14 protein-coding genes are annotated in these 14,772 nt (G+C 64.8%); 6 read left to right on the forward strand and 8 right to left on the reverse strand.

The window, feature by feature from the left end; genetic code table 11:
- Window positions 1-60 precede the first annotated feature (60 nt).
- From trmA to WCE05_RS19620, 3 genes are all read right to left on the reverse strand, one after another.
- Complete coding sequence (gene trmA / locus WCE05_RS19610) at window positions 61-1,146, reverse strand: tRNA (uridine(54)-C5)-methyltransferase TrmA (RefSeq protein ID WP_368816412.1); 1,086 nt, start codon at window positions 1,144-1,146, stop codon at window positions 61-63.
- Window positions 1,143-2,438, reverse strand: coding sequence for an NCS2 family permease (locus tag WCE05_RS19615; protein WP_368816413.1), 1,296 nt, complete (start codon window positions 2,436-2,438; stop codon window positions 1,143-1,145). Before WCE05_RS19615 ends, trmA begins: the two co-directional genes overlap by 4 nt.
- Window positions 2,439-2,630: 192 nt before the next feature.
- Window positions 2,631-3,851 (reverse strand): MFS transporter, encoded by a 1,221-nt coding sequence (locus WCE05_RS19620; protein WP_368816414.1) that lies wholly within the window; start codon window positions 3,849-3,851, stop codon window positions 2,631-2,633.
- A gap of 402 nt (window positions 3,852-4,253) precedes the next feature.
- Here WCE05_RS19620 and WCE05_RS19625 point away from each other — a divergent pair, with 402 nt between their 5' ends.
- From WCE05_RS19625 to WCE05_RS19635, 3 genes are read left to right on the forward strand one after another with little or no spacing between them, the layout of a single operon-like run.
- Window positions 4,254-5,693: a cytochrome ubiquinol oxidase subunit I gene (locus WCE05_RS19625; protein ID WP_225790522.1), complete on the forward strand. Its 1,440-nt coding sequence runs from the start codon at window positions 4,254-4,256 to the stop codon at window positions 5,691-5,693.
- A gap of 3 nt (window positions 5,694-5,696) precedes the next feature.
- Window positions 5,697-6,704, forward strand: coding sequence for a cytochrome d ubiquinol oxidase subunit II (gene cydB / locus WCE05_RS19630; protein ID WP_225790521.1), 1,008 nt, complete (start codon window positions 5,697-5,699; stop codon window positions 6,702-6,704).
- 12 nt (window positions 6,705-6,716) lie between these two features.
- A complete protein-coding gene (locus WCE05_RS19635) occupies window positions 6,717-6,857 on the forward strand; it encodes a DUF2474 domain-containing protein (RefSeq protein ID WP_225790520.1) in 141 nt (46 codons plus the stop codon).
- Window positions 6,858-6,938: 81 nt separating this feature from the next.
- Here the strand turns inward: WCE05_RS19635 and WCE05_RS19640 are convergent, their stop codons facing one another.
- Both WCE05_RS19640 and WCE05_RS19645 read right to left on the reverse strand, forming a co-directional pair.
- Entirely contained in the window at window positions 6,939-8,066 is a 1,128-nt protein-coding gene (locus WCE05_RS19640) for a methyltransferase (protein ID WP_225790519.1), read from the reverse strand.
- 83 nt (window positions 8,067-8,149) lie between these two features.
- Window positions 8,150-8,854, reverse strand: a complete 705-nt coding sequence (locus WCE05_RS19645) for an autoinducer binding domain-containing protein (RefSeq protein WP_225790518.1) — start codon at window positions 8,852-8,854, stop codon at window positions 8,150-8,152.
- 199 nt (window positions 8,855-9,053) lie between these two features.
- On the opposite strand from WCE05_RS19645, the gene WCE05_RS19650 reads away from it, so the two are divergent.
- A complete protein-coding gene (locus WCE05_RS19650) occupies window positions 9,054-9,830 on the forward strand; it encodes a ferredoxin--NADP reductase (protein ID WP_225790517.1) in 777 nt (258 codons plus the stop codon).
- An 81-nt stretch (window positions 9,831-9,911) separates the two neighbouring features.
- Here the strand turns inward: WCE05_RS19650 and mscL are convergent, their stop codons facing one another.
- On the reverse strand, window positions 9,912-10,319 hold the full coding sequence (gene mscL / locus WCE05_RS19655; protein ID WP_225790516.1) for a large-conductance mechanosensitive channel protein MscL: 408 nt from the start codon (window positions 10,317-10,319) through the stop codon (window positions 9,912-9,914).
- 176 nt (window positions 10,320-10,495) lie between these two features.
- Here mscL and radA point away from each other — a divergent pair, with 176 nt between their 5' ends.
- The gene (gene radA, locus WCE05_RS19660; protein WP_225790515.1) at window positions 10,496-11,863 is read left to right on the forward strand and encodes a DNA repair protein RadA; all 1,368 of its coding nucleotides are present in this window, start codon (window positions 10,496-10,498) and stop codon (window positions 11,861-11,863) included.
- Between the two features lie 116 nt (window positions 11,864-11,979).
- On the opposite strand, the gene WCE05_RS19665 is transcribed toward radA, so the two are convergent.
- The gene (locus WCE05_RS19665; protein WP_225790514.1) at window positions 11,980-13,497 is read right to left on the reverse strand and encodes a nucleobase:cation symporter-2 family protein; all 1,518 of its coding nucleotides are present in this window, start codon (window positions 13,495-13,497) and stop codon (window positions 11,980-11,982) included.
- A 260-nt stretch (window positions 13,498-13,757) separates the two neighbouring features.
- On the reverse strand, window positions 13,758-14,123 hold the full coding sequence (locus WCE05_RS19670) for a PilZ domain-containing protein (RefSeq protein WP_225790513.1): 366 nt from the start codon (window positions 14,121-14,123) through the stop codon (window positions 13,758-13,760).
- 168 nt (window positions 14,124-14,291) lie between these two features.
- Between WCE05_RS19670 and WCE05_RS19675 the strand changes: the two genes are divergently transcribed.
- Window positions 14,292-14,772, forward strand: a 481-nt coding sequence (locus tag WCE05_RS19675; protein ID WP_368816415.1) for a carbon starvation CstA family protein, incomplete at its 3' end; no start/stop codon positions are given.

The following is a 14,772-nucleotide window of genomic DNA, read 5'->3' on the forward strand; positions in this document are numbered from 1 at the left end:
GCCCTCAAGCTCAGCGCATTGCCTGTGGAAGCCTGCTTGCCGGCGATAGCGCCCGTGCGGTCAGCGCCGTACCAGCAGCACGCCGCTTTCCATGTGGTGGGTATACGGGAACTGGTCGAACAGCGCGCAGCGCTCGATGCGGTGGGTGTCGTGCAACTGGGCGATGTTCGCCGCCAGGGTCTCGGGGTTGCACGAGATGTACAGGATGCGCTCGAAGCGCCGGGCCAGTTCGCAGGTGTCCGGGTCCATGCCGGCACGCGGCGGGTCGACGAACACCGTGCCGAACGCATAGCCCTTCAGGTCGATGCCTTCGAGCCGGCGGAACGGGCGAACCTCGTTCAGGGCCTGGGTCAGCTCTTCGGCCGACAGGCGCACCAGCCGAACGTTATCCACACCGTTCTCATCCAGGTTGCTCAGCGCGGCATTGACCGAGGTCTTGCTGATCTCGGTGGCCAGCACCTGGCGCGCGCGGGTGGCCAGCGGCAGGGTGAAGTTGCCGTTGCCGCAGTACAGCTCCAGCAGGTCGTCATCACGCTCGCCCATGGCCTCGAAGGCCCAGCCCAGCATCTTCTGGTTCACCGCGCCGTTGGGCTGGGTGAAGGCGCCTTCCGGCTGGCGGTAGCTGAACACGCGGCCGGCCACCTCGAGTCTTTCCACGGCATAGTCGCGGCCGATGACCAGGCGCTTGCCCTTGGAACGGCCGATGATGCTGACGCCCAGCTCGTCGGCCAACTGTCGCGCGGCGATTTCCCAGGCTTCGTCCAGCGGGCGGTGGTAGCACAGGGTGACCATGGCATCGCCGGCCAGAGTGGTGAGGAACTCCACCTGGAACAGCCGGTTGCTCAGCGCCTCGCTGGCCTGCCAGGCGGCTTTCAGGCGCGGCATCAAGGCATTGATCCGCTGGCTGGCGATGGGGAAGTCGTCGATCAGGATCGGCGTGTGCTTCTCGCCCGGGGCGAACATCGCGTAGTGGCGCTGGCCGTCCTCGCGCCACAGGCGGAATTCGGCGCGCAGGCGATAGTGCTCGCGCGGCGAGTCGAACACGGCCGGTTCCGGCGCGTCGAACGGTGCCAGCAGCTCGCGCAGGCGGGTGACCTTGGCGTCCAGTTGCGTGGCATAGGTGGAAGGATCGAAGACAGCACTCATGCGTTGAGCCAGCCCAGCTTGATGACGAACAGGATGGACAGGATCACCAGGGCCGAGTTCAGGTCGCGGTAGCGACCGGAGATCAGCTTGACGGCGGTCCAGGCGATGAAACCGAAGGCGATGCCGTTGGCGATCGAGTAGGTCAGCGGCATGGCCAGGGCGGTGACCACCACGGGCGCGGCCTCGGTGACGTCGTCCCAGTTTATTTCCGCCAGGCCCGAGGCCATCAGCACCGCGACGAACAGCAGCGCCGGGGCGGTGGCGAAGGCCGGTACGCTGCCGGCCAGTGGGGCGAAGAACAGCGCCAGGAGGAACAGGATGGCGACCACGATGGCGGTCAGGCCCGTACGCCCGCCCGCACTCACGCCCGCGGCGGATTCGATGTAGCTGGTGGTGGTCGAGGTGCCCAGCAGGGAGCCGGCCATGGCCGCGGTACTGTCGGCGATCAGGGCTCGGCCCATCTTCGGCATGTAGCCGTCCTTGCCCATCAGCCCCGCGCGCTTGGCCACGCCGATCAGGGTGCCGGAGTTGTCGAACAGGTCGACGAACAGGAAGGCGAAGATCACGCTGACCAGGCCCACGTCGAGGGCGCCGGCGATGTCCAGCTGCAGGAAGGTCGGCGCCAGCGACGGTGGCATGGAGACGATGCCGCCGAACGGCGTCACGCCCAGCAGGATCGAGGCCAGGGTGATCGCGAGGATGCCGATCAGCACCGCGCCGCGCACCTTCAGCGATTCGAGCGCGACGATCAGGAAGAAGCCAAGGGTCGCCAGGATCGGCGCGGGTTGCTTGAGGTCACCCAGGCCCACCAGGGTCGCCGGGTTGTCGACCACGATGCCGGCGTTGTGCAGGGCGATCAGCGCCAGGAACAGGCCGATGCCCGCCGCGATGGCCGAGCGCAGCGGCAGCGGGATGCTGTTCACGATCCACTCGCGGATACGGAAGATCGACAACAGGAAGAACAGCACCGCCGAGAGGAACACCGCACCCAGCGCGACCTGCCAGGTGTGACCCATGTGCAGGACCACGGTATAGGTGAAGAAGGCGTTCAGGCCCATGCCGGGCGCCAGGGCGATCGGGTAGTTGGCGATCAGGCCCATGGTCGCTGAGCCGATGGCCGCGGCCAGGCAGGTGGCGACGAAGATCGCACCCTTGTCCATGCCGGTCTCGCCGAGGATGCTCGGGTTGACGAACAGGATGTAGGCCATGGCCAGGAAGGTGGTGACGCCCGCGAGTATCTCGGTGCGCACGTTGGTGTTGTGTGCTCTTAGTTGAAACAGCCTTTCCAGCATGCCCGCTCCCCAAGGCGCCCCCGGCGCCGTGAATGTATCGACCCCATCAGCAAAGCACAGACCGTAGCGGATGCCGTGGATTTGCGTGGGGCTGAAAAAAGCCGCGCATCATACCAGCATGGATGGCGGGGGCCTATGGGCGCCGGGACGGGTGGGGTGGGTGGCATACCGCGGCGCAGGCTCGGCACATGCCTAGCCTTCGTGCAACCGGTCGCGCTTGGCCAGGGTCGGGAACAGTTTCATCCACACCCCGGTCACCACCAGCGTGCCCACGCCGCCCAGCACCACCGCCGGCACCGTGCTGAACCAGTGCGCCGTCACCCCTGACTCGAACTCTCCGAGTTGGTTGGAGGCGCCGATGAACAAGCCGTTCACCGCACTGACCCGCCCGCGCATCTCATCCGGTGTCTCCAACTGCACGAAGGCACCGCGGATGACCATGCTGATCATGTCGGCCGCACCGAGCACCACCAGCACGGCCAGGGAGAACCAGAACGAGGTGGACAGGCCGAAGGCGATGGTCGCCACGCCGAACACGCCGACGGCGGTGAACATGATCAGGCCCACCTTGCGCTCCACCGGGAAGCGCGCCAGCCACAGCGACATCATCAGCGCTCCCACCGCCGGCGCCGAGCGCAGCAGGCCCAGGCCCCAGGCGCCGGTGAGCAGGATGTCCTTGGCGAATACCGGCAGCAGCGCCGTGGCGCCACCGAGCAGCACGGCGAACAGGTCCAGGGAAATGGCCCCGAAGATGTCCCGGCGGCTGCGGATGAAACGGATGCCGGCCAGCAGCGATTCGAGGTTGGCGCGGCCGCGCTGGGGGAGCTGCTGGCGAGCGTCGAGGCTCAGGGTCAGCAGACAGGCGATGGTGTACAGGGCGACCGTCGGCGCATACACCCAGAGGCTGCCGAAGGCATAGAGGAAACCACCCACGGCCGGAGCGACGATGGTCGCTGACTGGGTCGCCGAGGCCGAGGCTGCCACGGCTCGCGGAAACAGCCCTGGCGGTACGACATTGGGCAGCAGGGCCTGGGTCGCCGGCATTTCGAAGGAGCGAGTGGCGCCGAGCAGGAAGGCGAGGATGAAGATCAGCTCGCGGCTGACATTGTCGGTGGCGCTGCCCACTGCCAGGGCCAGGGCGATCGAGGCCTGCAGGGTCTGGCACAGGGCGGCGACACGGCGGCGGTCGTAACGATCGGCCACGTGGCCGGTGTGCAGCATGAACAGCACCCGCGGCGCGAACTCCACCAGGCCGACCCAGCCCAGGTCCAGGACGTTGCCGGTCAACTGGTAGAGGTGCCAGCCGATGGCCACGGTGAGCATCTGGAAGCCGCTGGCGGTGAACACACGGGCCAGCCAGAAGGCGAGGAAGGGGCGGTGGTGGCGCAACAGCAGCGGGGTGGAGTCGGGCATCGCAGATCTGCAACCTCGGTGGTAGAGGGGATGCAGGGTATCATCTGGCTGTAACAAATAGTTACTTCTTCAGAGGGCATGCGCTGACGAAGGACCCTGTGTGGGGCTTGCCGGCGATGGGCTGCAAGGCAGCCAACGGGATCATCCAGGCCGCCCGTTTGCAACCGGGTGAGGCAACCGGTCACGCGGCAATCAACCACACGCCCCATCCGGCCATTCGCGTCTATGCTTTCCAGCAGTCGTTGACCTGGATCAATAGTTCCAGATGCAACGATTCGGCCTGATGGCCGGACTCCCTGCGATCGAACAGAACAATTCCAGCGCGCCGCACTCGATAACCGTGGGGGCTGTGGGCGTGAAGGCCATCGGCCTGGACGCCGGATTACCTGAAGAGGAAGCACTATGTTCGGTTTAGAGGCCTTGGAGCTCGCCCGAATCCAGTTTGCGTTTACCGTATCCTTCCACATCCTGTTCCCAGCCATCACCATTGGCCTGGCGAGCTACCTGGCGGTTCTCGAAGGCCTCTGGCTGAAGACCGGCAACAACGTCTACCGTGACCTCTACCACTTCTGGTCGAAGATCTTCGCCGTCAACTTCGGCATGGGCGTGGTCTCCGGCCTGGTCATGGCCTACCAGTTCGGCACCAACTGGAGCCGTTTCTCCGATTTCGCCGGCGCCATCACCGGCCCCTTGCTGACCTACGAGGTGCTGACCGCTTTCTTCCTCGAGGCGGGCTTCCTCGGCGTCATGCTGTTCGGCTGGAACCGTGTCGGTCGGGGGTTGCACTTCTTCTCCACGCTGATGGTCGCCCTCGGCACCCTGGTGTCGACCTTCTGGATCCTCGCCTCCAACAGCTGGATGCAGACCCCCCAGGGCCACGAGATCATCGATGGTCGGGTGGTGCCGGTGGACTGGCTGGCGGTGATCTTCAACCCGTCCTTCCCCTTCCGCCTGATGCACATGGCCACCGCTGCGTTCGTCGCCACGGCCTTCTTCGTCGGCGCCTCGGCCGCCTGGCACCTGCTGCGCGGGCGTGACAACCCGGCCGTGCGCAAGATGCTCTCGATGGCCATGTGGATGGCCCTGATCGTTGCCCCGATCCAGGCGGTGATCGGTGACTTCCACGGCCTCAATACACTCAAGCACCAGCCTGTGAAGATCGCGGCCATCGAAGGCCACTGGGAGAACGTGCCCGGCGAGCCGACGCCGCTGATCCTGTTCGGCATTCCCGACATGCAGGCCGAGACCACCCGCTTCAAGATCGAGATCCCGGCCCTGGGCAGCCTGATCTTGACCCACAGCCTGGACAAGCAGGTCCCGGCGATGAAGGAGTTCCCCCCCGAGGACCGGCCCAACTCGACCATCGTGTTCTGGTCGTTCCGCATCATGGTCGGCCTGGGCCTGCTGATGATCTTCGTCGGCCTGTGGAGCCTGTGGCTGCGAAAGCGCGGCACGCTGTACAGTTCGCGGCCGTTCCTTTACCTGACCCTGTGGATGGGCCCGTCGGGCCTGATCGCCATCCTTGCCGGCTGGTTCACCACCGAGGTCGGCCGCCAGCCCTGGGTGGTCTACGGCCTGATGCGGACCGCCGATGGCGTGTCCAACCACAGCTACACCCAGCTCGGCCTGACCCTGGTGATTTTCGTGGTGGTCTACTTCGCCCTGTTCGGCACGGGCCTGGGCTACATGATGCGCCTGGTGCGCAAGGGGCCGCAGACCGGCGAGGGCGACGAGCACAAACCCGGTGGGCCGGGGCAGAAACGCACGCCGGCACGGCCGTTGTCCGCCGCCGATGACGACGGCATCGATGCCGACGCCGCCAGCCTGAACAAGGGGAACTGAGCCATGGGTATCGATCTTCCGTTGATCTGGGCCGTGATCATCATCTTCGGCGTCATGATGTACGTGGTGATGGATGGCTTCGACTTAGGGATCGGCATGCTCTTCCCCTTCGTCAAGGGCGAGCGTGACCGTGACGTGATGATGAACACCGTCGCCCCGGTATGGGACGGCAACGAAACCTGGCTGGTGCTGGGCGGCGCCGGACTGTTCGGTGCGTTCCCCATGGCCTATTCGGTGGTGTTGGAGGCGCTGTACCTGCCGCTGATCCTCATGCTGGTGGGGCTGATCTTCCGCGGCGTGGCGTTCGAGTTCCGCTTCAAGGCCACGGCCGCCAAGCGCCACATCTGGGACAAGGCCTTCATCTGGGGTTCGCTGGTCGCCACCTTCTTCCAGGGCGTGGCCCTGGGTGCCTTCATCGAAGGCTTCAAGGTGGTCGATCGCCACTATGCCGGTGGTTCGCTGGACTGGCTCACCCCGTTCAGCCTGTTCAGCGGGCTTGGCCTGATCGTCGCCTACACCTTGCTCGGTTGCACCTGGCTGATCATGAAGACCGAAGGCCCGCTGCAGCAGCAGATGCATGACCTGGCTCGGCCCCTGGCGCTGGTGCTACTGGTGGTGATCGGTATCGTCAGCCTGTGGACGCCGCTGGCCTATCCGCAGATCGCCGAGCGCTGGTTCAGCCTGCCCAACCTGATCTGGTTCATGCCGGTGCCGATCCTGGTGCTGGTGACCTTCTACGGGCTGCTGCGGGCGGTGGCACGCAATGCCCACTACACCCCGTTCGTGCTGACCCTGGTGCTGATCTTCCTCGGCTACAGCGGCCTGGGCATCAGCCTGTGGCCGAACATCATCCCGCCGTCGATCTCCATCTGGGATGCCGCGGCTCCGCCGCAGAGCCAGGGCTTCATGCTGGTGGGCACGTTGTTCATCCTGCCGTTCATCCTGGGGTACACCTTCTGGAGCTACTACGTGTTCCGTGGCAAGGTGACCCATGATCAGGGCTATCACTGAGGGGGCGCGGCGATGAACGTTGGAGAGAAAAAGCCACTGTGGCAGCGCCTGGGTTGGCTGGTGCTGATCTGGGCGGCCAGCGTCGCCGCCCTTGGGGTGGTGGCCTGGCTGATGAGGATGTTCATGAGTGCGGCGGGGCTCAGTACGCATTGAGTCCCTCGGGGGGCCAGAACAGGGGCTGCGAAGCAGCCCCAAATGGCAGCAGAAACGCTAACGGATCTGCATTGATAGGCCCTACTTGCGCGCCTTGAGCACCACGAACTTCGGCGTCGCCGCCACCTGCTCTACCCCACGGAACAACCGCGCCAGTTTGCTGTGATAACCCAGATGGCGGTTGCCGACGATGTACAGCGCGCCCCCGATCACCAGCGCTTCACGGGCCTGCTGGAACATGCGCCAGGCAAGGAAATCGCCGACCACCTGCTGCTGGTGGAACGGCGGGTTGCACAGCACCACGTCCAGCGACTGCTTGTCCTGCCCGGCCAGGCCATCGGCGGGGCGGATCGTTACCTCGCGTTCGCCCAGCGCCGCTCGCCAGTTCTCCCGGGCCGACTGCACGGCCATGTACGACTCATCCACCAGCGTGTAGTGCGCGTCGGGGTTGGCCAGGGCACTGGCGATCGCCAGCACGCCATTGCCGCAGCCCAGGTCGGCGACACGGGCCTGGCCAAGGTCGCGGGGCAGGTGCGGCAGGAAGGCACGGGTACCGATGTCCAGCCCTTCGCGGCAGAACACATTGGCATGGTTGACCAGCTCCAGGGCGGGGGATTCCAGGCGGTAGCGGGTGGGGTAGGGCGAACGCGCGGCGGGACGCTCGTCGACGACGCTGGCCGTGAGCAGGCGTGCCTTTTTCTGGGCCAGCGAAGCCTGCACCGGGCCGATGTACTTTTCCATCAGGTCGCCTGCGGCACGCGGCAGATGCTTGATCATGGCGCCGGCGATCACCTGGGCGCCTGGCGCCAGGTGGCCCTGCAGGCGGATCAACTGCTCTTCGAGCAGGGCGAGGGCCTTGGGCACACGCACCAGTACCCGATCGAACGGGCCCTGCCAGCGTTCGCTGGCGGGCACGAAGGGCACGCTGTCGTAGGGCTTGCCATTGCGTACCAGATTCTTTTCCAGGGCCAGGTGGGCCAGGTGCGAGTCGCCACTGCTGACCACGTCCAGGTGCCCGGCCAGGCTGGCGGCCAGGGCCCCGAAGCTGTCATTGAGCACCAGTACCCGGCAACCGGCCCCCGGTGCCTGGCCGGCCAGGTGCTCCAGCAGGTAGTGGTCCGCGGCATCGAAGGCTTGCAGGGGATCGTTGGCCTGTTCCGGCTGGCGGATCAGGTCGAGTTCGGCGAAGGGGCTGGTCAGCAGGGGCATGGCGTTGGCTCGGGTGCGAAACTGCCCATCGCAGGCCACGACGAGCTTCAGGTGCGCGATTCTACAGGGCTTTGTGCCTGGCGTCAGAGCAGGCCGCGGGTGGCGGCGATGGCGATCGCTCCGGCCTTGTTGGCGGCGTTGGTCTTGGTGATCACGCTGCGGATGTGGAAGTTCACGGTGCTGGTCGACAGCGAAAGGATGCAGGCGATGTCCGAGGCGGTCTTGCCGGCGGCGGACCACTTGAGGACCTCCAGCTCCCGGTCGCTCAGGCTGGGCTCGGGGGCGAGCCGCGCCAGGTGATACTCGCAGAGCAGGGCATGCAGGCTATTGCACAGCCAGAGCACCTGGGCGGCCTTCTCGTAGAATTCGGCGGTGTCGATCGCTCCTTGTGGCCTGGCCACGCTCAGTTGGGTTTCGTTGTGCTGCAGGTCGTGCACCGATTGTGTCCAGCCGTGACACAAACCATGGCTGCAGGCCGTTTCGCGCAGGTGGGGAACCTCGTGGTACAACTCATCGTGCCAGAGGACGGGCATCGTGGTGCGATGGCATCTGTTGACGACCGGGTCTTCGCGCAGCGCTTCGCCGCCCTGGCAGTGGGCGTTCCATTCGCCTGGATAGTTGTTGTAGCGCACCACCTGCGGAGGATGGGCGGCGATGGGCAGGTACAGCGCCAGGCCCAGGTAGGTCATGTCCAGATCTTGGACCAGGCCAAGGGCGCGATCGAACAGTCGTTGTGGCTCCCGCTCCTCGAGCAGCAATTGCAGTTGTTGGGTTTTCCACTGTGGCATGAGTCGGCTCCCTCTGGACTCTAGATGGATCCAAAATTCCGCTACCGGATGATTGTAGGAAAAGACCTAGCAATTTGTTCGGAATATTTTGTTATAGACCGTGCTCGCCGACGAGCGCCGCACGAGGCCCTACAAACCATCGGTGTTCATCCCCGGCGCTTTGGGCGACACTGGGCGTTCCTGATCGATGGAGCCCGTCATGACTGCCAGCGCCGACAAGTTCACCCGCCAGACCCTGCTCGACGTCCAGCCGTTGACCCCCAATCTGTTCACCCTGCGGGTCACCCGCGACCCTGGGTTTCGTTTCCGTTCCGGGCAGTTCGCCCGTCTGGGCGTGACCAAGGCCGATGGCAGCGTGGTATGGCGGGCTTACTCGATGGTCAGCGCCCCCCATGACGAGTTCCTCGACTTCTTCTCCATCGTCGTGCCGGGCGGCGAGTTCACCAGCGAGCTGAGCCGCCTGGGCGAGGGCGATCACTTGCTCATCGATCGCCAGGCCTTCGGCTACCTGACCCTCGACCGTTTCGTGGGTGGCCGTGACCTGTGGTTGCTGGCCACCGGCACCGGTATCGCGCCGTTCATGTCGATCCTGCAAGACTTCGAAGCCTGGGAGCGATTCGACAATATCAAGCTGGTGTATTCGGTGCGCGAGGCCAAGGAACTGGCCTACCTGGACCTGATCGCCGGCCTGGAGCAGCGTGACTACCTGGCCGAGTTCGCCGGCAAGCTGCAGTTCATCCCGGTGGTCACCCGCGAGCGGTACCCTGGGGCGTTGAATGCGCGGATCACCACGCTGATCGAGCATGGCGAACTGGAGAAGGCAGCGGGGCTGGAGCTGTCACCGGAGCATTCGCGGATCATGCTGTGCGGTAACCCGGACATGATCGACGACACCCGCAAGGTGCTGAAGGCGCGCGACCTGCAGTTGAGCCTGAGCCGGCGGCCGGGGCAGGTGGCGGTGGAGAACTACTGGTAGCTGCAAGCCACGAGCTGCAAGAAAAAGCAGCTATCACACCGATCGACTTTTTCTTGCAGCTTGCAGCTCGTGGCTAGTCGCTCAGGGCTGACGGTTCTTGAGCAGGTCGCGGATCTCGGTCAGCAGGGTCTCCTCGGGCGTCGGCACGGGCGGGGCGCTCGGGGCCTCGGCTTCTTCGCGCTTGAGGCGATTGATCACCTTCACGCCCATGAAGATCGCGAAGGCGATGATCAGGAAGTCGATCACCGTCTGGATGAACTTGCCATAAGCCAGCACCACCGCGGGGATGTCGCCCTCGGCGGCCTTGAGGGTGATGGCCAGGTCACTGAAGTCCACCCCACCGATCAACAGGCCCAGCGGCGGCATGACCACGTCGCCCACGAAGGACGATACGATCTTGCCGAAGGCCGCGCCGATAATGATACCGACGGCCATGTCGACGACATTTCCCTTTACCGCAAAGGCCTTGAATTCACTGAGCATGCCCATGGTTTATTCCTTGTAACAAATGGATAAGGTATTCGCAGTGTAAGCCAGCTATGCGCTTCATGCGTTACGCCGATGCTAGAGACTGCGGTTAGATCGAATAGTTTTGTCGCTTCCCGGCACGTTCGAGGCACGTCCGGCTCGGCTATCATGGCGATTTTTTCCAGGAGACTGAGCCCATGGCCAAGGCCAAGCGCTTGTATGGCTGCACCGAGTGTGGCGCGACCTTCCCCAAATGGGCCGGCCAGTGCGGTGAATGCGGGGCCTGGAACACCCTGGTCGAGACCCTGATCGAGAGCGGCGGTGCCGCGGCGCCCAGCGGGCGTGCCGGCTGGGCCGGGCAACAGGCACAGATCAAGACCCTGGCCGAGGTCAGCGTCGAGGAGATCCCACGTTTCGGCACTGGCAGTACCGAGCTGGACCGGGTGCTCGGTGGTGGCCTGGTCGACGGTTCGGTGGTGCTGATCGGCGGCGACCCGGGGATCGGCAAGTCGACCATTCTGCTGCAGACCCTGTGCAACGTCGCCGCGCGCATGCCGGCGCTGTACGTCACCGGCGAGGAGTCCCAGCAGCAGGTGGCCATGCGCTCGCGGCGCCTGGGCCTGCCCCAGGACCAGCTCAAGGTGATGACCGAGACCTGCATCGAGGCGATCATCGCCACGGCGCGCCAGGAAAAGCCCCGGGTCATGGTCATCGACTCGATCCAGACCATCTTCACCGAACAGCTGCAGTCCGCGCCCGGCGGCGTGGCCCAGGTCCGCGAGAGCACCGCATTGCTGGTGCGCTATGCCAAGCAGAGCGGCACGGCGGTGTTCCTGGTCGGCCACGTGACCAAGGAGGGCTCCCTGGCCGGTCCACGGGTGCTGGAGCACATGGTCGACACCGTGCTGTACTTCGAGGGTGAGTCCGATGGCCGACTGCGTCTGCTGCGGGCGGTGAAGAATCGCTTCGGCGCGGTCAACGAGCTGGGCGTGTTCGGCATGACCGACCGGGGCCTCAAGGAGGTTTCCAACCCGTCGGCGATCTTCCTCAACCGCGCCCAGGAGGAAGTGCCCGGCAGCGTGGTCATGGCGACTTGGGAAGGTACCCGGCCGATGCTGGTGGAGGTCCAGGCGCTGGTGGACGACAGCCACCTGGCCAACCCGCGCCGGGTCACCCTGGGCCTGGACCAGAACCGCCTGGCCATGCTGCTGGCGGTGTTGCACCGGCACGGTGGTATTCCCACCCATGATCAGGACGTGTTCCTCAATGTGGTGGGGGGCGTCAAGGTGCTGGAGACGGCGTCGGACCTGGCATTGATGGCGGCAGTCATGTCCAGCCTGCGCAACCGCCCGCTGGCCGATGGCCTGCTGGTGTTCGGCGAGATCGGCCTGTCCGGTGAGGTACGCCCGGTGCCCAGTGGCCAGGAGCGCCTCAAGGAGGCCGCCAAGCACGGTTTCAAGCGCGCCATCGTGCCCAAGGGCAATGCGCCGAAGGAAGCCCCGGCCGGTTTGCAAGTGATTGCCGTGACCCGGCTGGAACAGGCCTTGGATGCACTCTTCGAGTGATCCAAGCCCCAAGGCTGGTCAGTGAAGTGGCATTGGGGCCGATAGTTTCGCGACATGAAAAAAGGGGAGCCGACGATGCGCATCGGCTCCCCTTGCGTGACCGCCGCAGGTGGCGATCAGTGCTCTGCCAGCGCCTTGCGCCTGGGCGCCTCGTCGCCCTGTTCGTCAGGTTCGAGCACCGGCACCTCGTTGCCGTCGGCATCGAACAGTTTGCCGTCCTTGAAGTAGTCGCCATCACGCAGGGCCGAGAGGTCGGAATACTGGATGGTACGCTCGTAGCCCGCAGCGAACACCGATTGCTGGTCCGAGTTGCCCACGGTGAAGTGGTTGAAGATCAGGTTCAGCAGGATGGCCATGATCGCCGCCGAGCTGATGCCGGAGTGGAAAATGGTCTCGAACCAGTTCGGGAAGTGGTGGTAGAAGTTCGGCGCGGCAATCGGGATCATGCCGAAGCCCAGCGAGGCGGCGACGATGATCAGGTTGACGTTGTTCTTGTAGTTGACCTTCGACAGGGTGCGGATACCGCTGGCGGCCACGGTGCCGAACAACACGATGCCTGCACCGCCCAGTACCGGCGTCGGTACCGCGGCGATCACCCGGCCCATGATCGGCAGCAGGCCGAGCACCACCAGGATCACCCCGCCGGTGGCCACCACGTAGCGGCTCTTGACCCCGGTCACCGCCACCAGGCCGACGTTCTGGGCGAACGCACTCTGGGTGAAGGAGCCGAAGATCGGTGCCAGGATGCTCGAGGCCATGTCGGCGCGCAGGCCGTTGCCCAGGCGCTTGGAGTCGACCTTGGTATCGATGATCTCGCCCACGGCGAGGATGTCGGCCGAGGTCTCCACCAGGGTCACCATGATCACGATGCACATCGACAGGATCGCGGCGATGTGGAAGGTCGGCATGCCGAAGTGGAACGGGCTGGGGAAGGCGAACATCGGGCCTTCGCTGACCTTGCTGAAGTCGGTCATGCCCAGGGCCCAGGCGATCAGGGTACCTGCCACCATGGCCAGGAGGATCGACAGGCGCGAGATGGTCGCGTTGCCCAGCTTGCTCAGCAGCAGGACGATGGCGAAGGTCAGTGCCGCCAGGCCGATGTTGGCCATGCTACCGAACTCCGGCGAGGCGCTGTTGCCGCCCATCACCCAGCGCGCGGCGACCGGCATCAGGGTCAGGCCGATGGTGGTGATGACGATACCGGTGACCAGCGGCGGGAAGAACTTGGTGATGCGCGAGAACACCGGGGTGATCAGGAAGCCGATCAGTGAGGCCGCCATGACCGCGCCGAGCACGCCCTGCAGGCCACCGCCGCCTTCACTGCTGAGGATCGCCCCCATGGTGGCGACACCGGCGAAGGACACCCCTTGCACCAATGGCAACTGGCAGCCGAAGAACGGCAGGCCAAGGGTCTGCAACAGCGTGGCCAGGCCACCGGCGAACAGCGAGGCGGCGATCAGCAGGCCGATCTCCGCGGGCGCCAGACCCGCGGCCTGGCCGAGGATCAGGGGCACGGCCACGATCCCCCCGTACATGGTCAGCACATGCTGCAGACCATAGGCCAGGTTGGCGCCAAGCCCGAGATATTCATCCTCGGGGCGCTTGGCGGGAGACGTGCTAGGGGACGTAGTCATGGAGCAGGCTCTCTGTTTATTGTTGTGTCGCTACTGTAGACAATTCCTACAAACAAATACCACAAGAATTGTATACAAGATTTTGATCGGAGCGCGGACAAGGGCGTTCGCAAGGTGCGGGCAAATGGAATGCAGAATGCGTTCCAAGCTGGCAGAGGCGATGCTAGAGGGGTGTGTACAACACAGCTGCTACCCAACAGAAAGCTGTCTGGGTAGACAGGAAACACATGGCGGGAAGAATGTTAGCTGGCTAAGAGATATCAATATTCGATGAGTTCGCGCAGCTCGCGCATCATTTCGGTGCTGTCGGCGACGTTCAGTTCCACAAGACGGTGCAAATGGGTCATCGAATCGATGTCGATATAAAGGCAGATGAAGCCGAGCCGGGTGGGTTCTTCATGACGCAATTCCACCTGCATCTGTACACGGGTCTGCGGGTCGAGATGGATGATGGCGTCGAAATCCTGGGTCAGGTCGGCATCCCACGGTTCGGGACGCTCGATCAGCAGGCCCTTGAGCGACAGGTCGAGCAGTTTCACCGGCCAGCGCCGTGTGCCCTGGCGCAGCTCGGTGGGGGCGTCGAAGTCGATGCGCTGGAAGCGGCGGCGTTCGTCGTGTTCGCTCATGGCTAGACCCTCCGGGGGTGCTTCCTGACTATAGTTGATTGTGTCTGTGCATCAGGTACCGCTGACGGGCCGCGGAGGCTCTAGATCAAAGCAAGTATGGCAATGCGCGATGACACGCCCTAGACTCGGTGGGCGGTCTTTTTCCAATCCACCAGCTGGAAGTGAACCATGAACAACAATAATAGCCTGCTACGCCACATTCCGTGGTTGGCGCTGGCGGTCATAGGCGCTTGCGCGCTGGGTGTGGTCGCCCTGCGTCGCGGCGAGGCGATCAATGCCTTGTGGATCGTAGTCGCCGCCGTGGCCATCTACCTGGTCGCCTACCGCTACTACAGCCTGTTCATCGCCACCAAGGTGATGCAGCTCGACCCGCGTCGGGCCACCCCGGCGGTCCTCAACAACGATGGCCTGGACTACGTCCCGACCAACAAGCACATCCTCTTCGGCCACCACTTCGCCGCCATCGCCGGCGCCGGCCCCCTGGTCGGCCCGGTGCTCGCCGCGCAGATGGGCTACCTGCCTGGCACGCTCTGGCTGATCGCCGGCGTGGTGCTGGCTGGTGCCGTGCAGGACTTCATGGTCCTGTTCCTGTCCACCCGCCGCAACGGCCGTTCGCTGGGCGACATGGTCCGCGAGGAAATGGGCCGGA

Origin of the sequence: Pseudomonas sp. I2, from assembly GCF_040984075.1 — a bacterium.
Lineage (GTDB): Bacteria > Pseudomonadota > Gammaproteobacteria > Pseudomonadales > Pseudomonadaceae > Aquipseudomonas > Aquipseudomonas guariconensis_B.

Coding starts and splice junctions, on each gene's coding strand:
- trmA (WP_368816412.1), bottom strand. CDS start 1,146: ATGAGTGCTGTCTTCGATCCTTCCACCTATGCCACGCAACTGGACGCC.
- WCE05_RS19615 (WP_368816413.1), bottom strand. CDS start 2,438: ATGCTGGAAAGGCTGTTTCAACTAAGAGCACACAACACCAACGTGCGC.
- WCE05_RS19620 (WP_368816414.1), bottom strand. CDS start 3,851: ATGCCCGACTCCACCCCGCTGCTGTTGCGCCACCACCGCCCCTTCCTC.
- WCE05_RS19625 (WP_225790522.1), top strand. CDS start 4,254: ATGTTCGGTTTAGAGGCCTTGGAGCTCGCCCGAATCCAGTTTGCGTTT.
- cydB (WP_225790521.1), top strand. CDS start 5,697: ATGGGTATCGATCTTCCGTTGATCTGGGCCGTGATCATCATCTTCGGC.
- WCE05_RS19635 (WP_225790520.1), top strand. CDS start 6,717: ATGAACGTTGGAGAGAAAAAGCCACTGTGGCAGCGCCTGGGTTGGCTG.
- WCE05_RS19640 (WP_225790519.1), bottom strand. CDS start 8,066: ATGCCCCTGCTGACCAGCCCCTTCGCCGAACTCGACCTGATCCGCCAG.
- WCE05_RS19645 (WP_225790518.1), bottom strand. CDS start 8,854: ATGCCACAGTGGAAAACCCAACAACTGCAATTGCTGCTCGAGGAGCGG.
- WCE05_RS19650 (WP_225790517.1), top strand. CDS start 9,054: ATGACTGCCAGCGCCGACAAGTTCACCCGCCAGACCCTGCTCGACGTC.
- mscL (WP_225790516.1), bottom strand. CDS start 10,319: ATGGGCATGCTCAGTGAATTCAAGGCCTTTGCGGTAAAGGGAAATGTC.
- radA (WP_225790515.1), top strand. CDS start 10,496: ATGGCCAAGGCCAAGCGCTTGTATGGCTGCACCGAGTGTGGCGCGACC.
- WCE05_RS19665 (WP_225790514.1), bottom strand. CDS start 13,497: ATGACTACGTCCCCTAGCACGTCTCCCGCCAAGCGCCCCGAGGATGAA.
- WCE05_RS19670 (WP_225790513.1), bottom strand. CDS start 14,123: ATGAGCGAACACGACGAACGCCGCCGCTTCCAGCGCATCGACTTCGAC.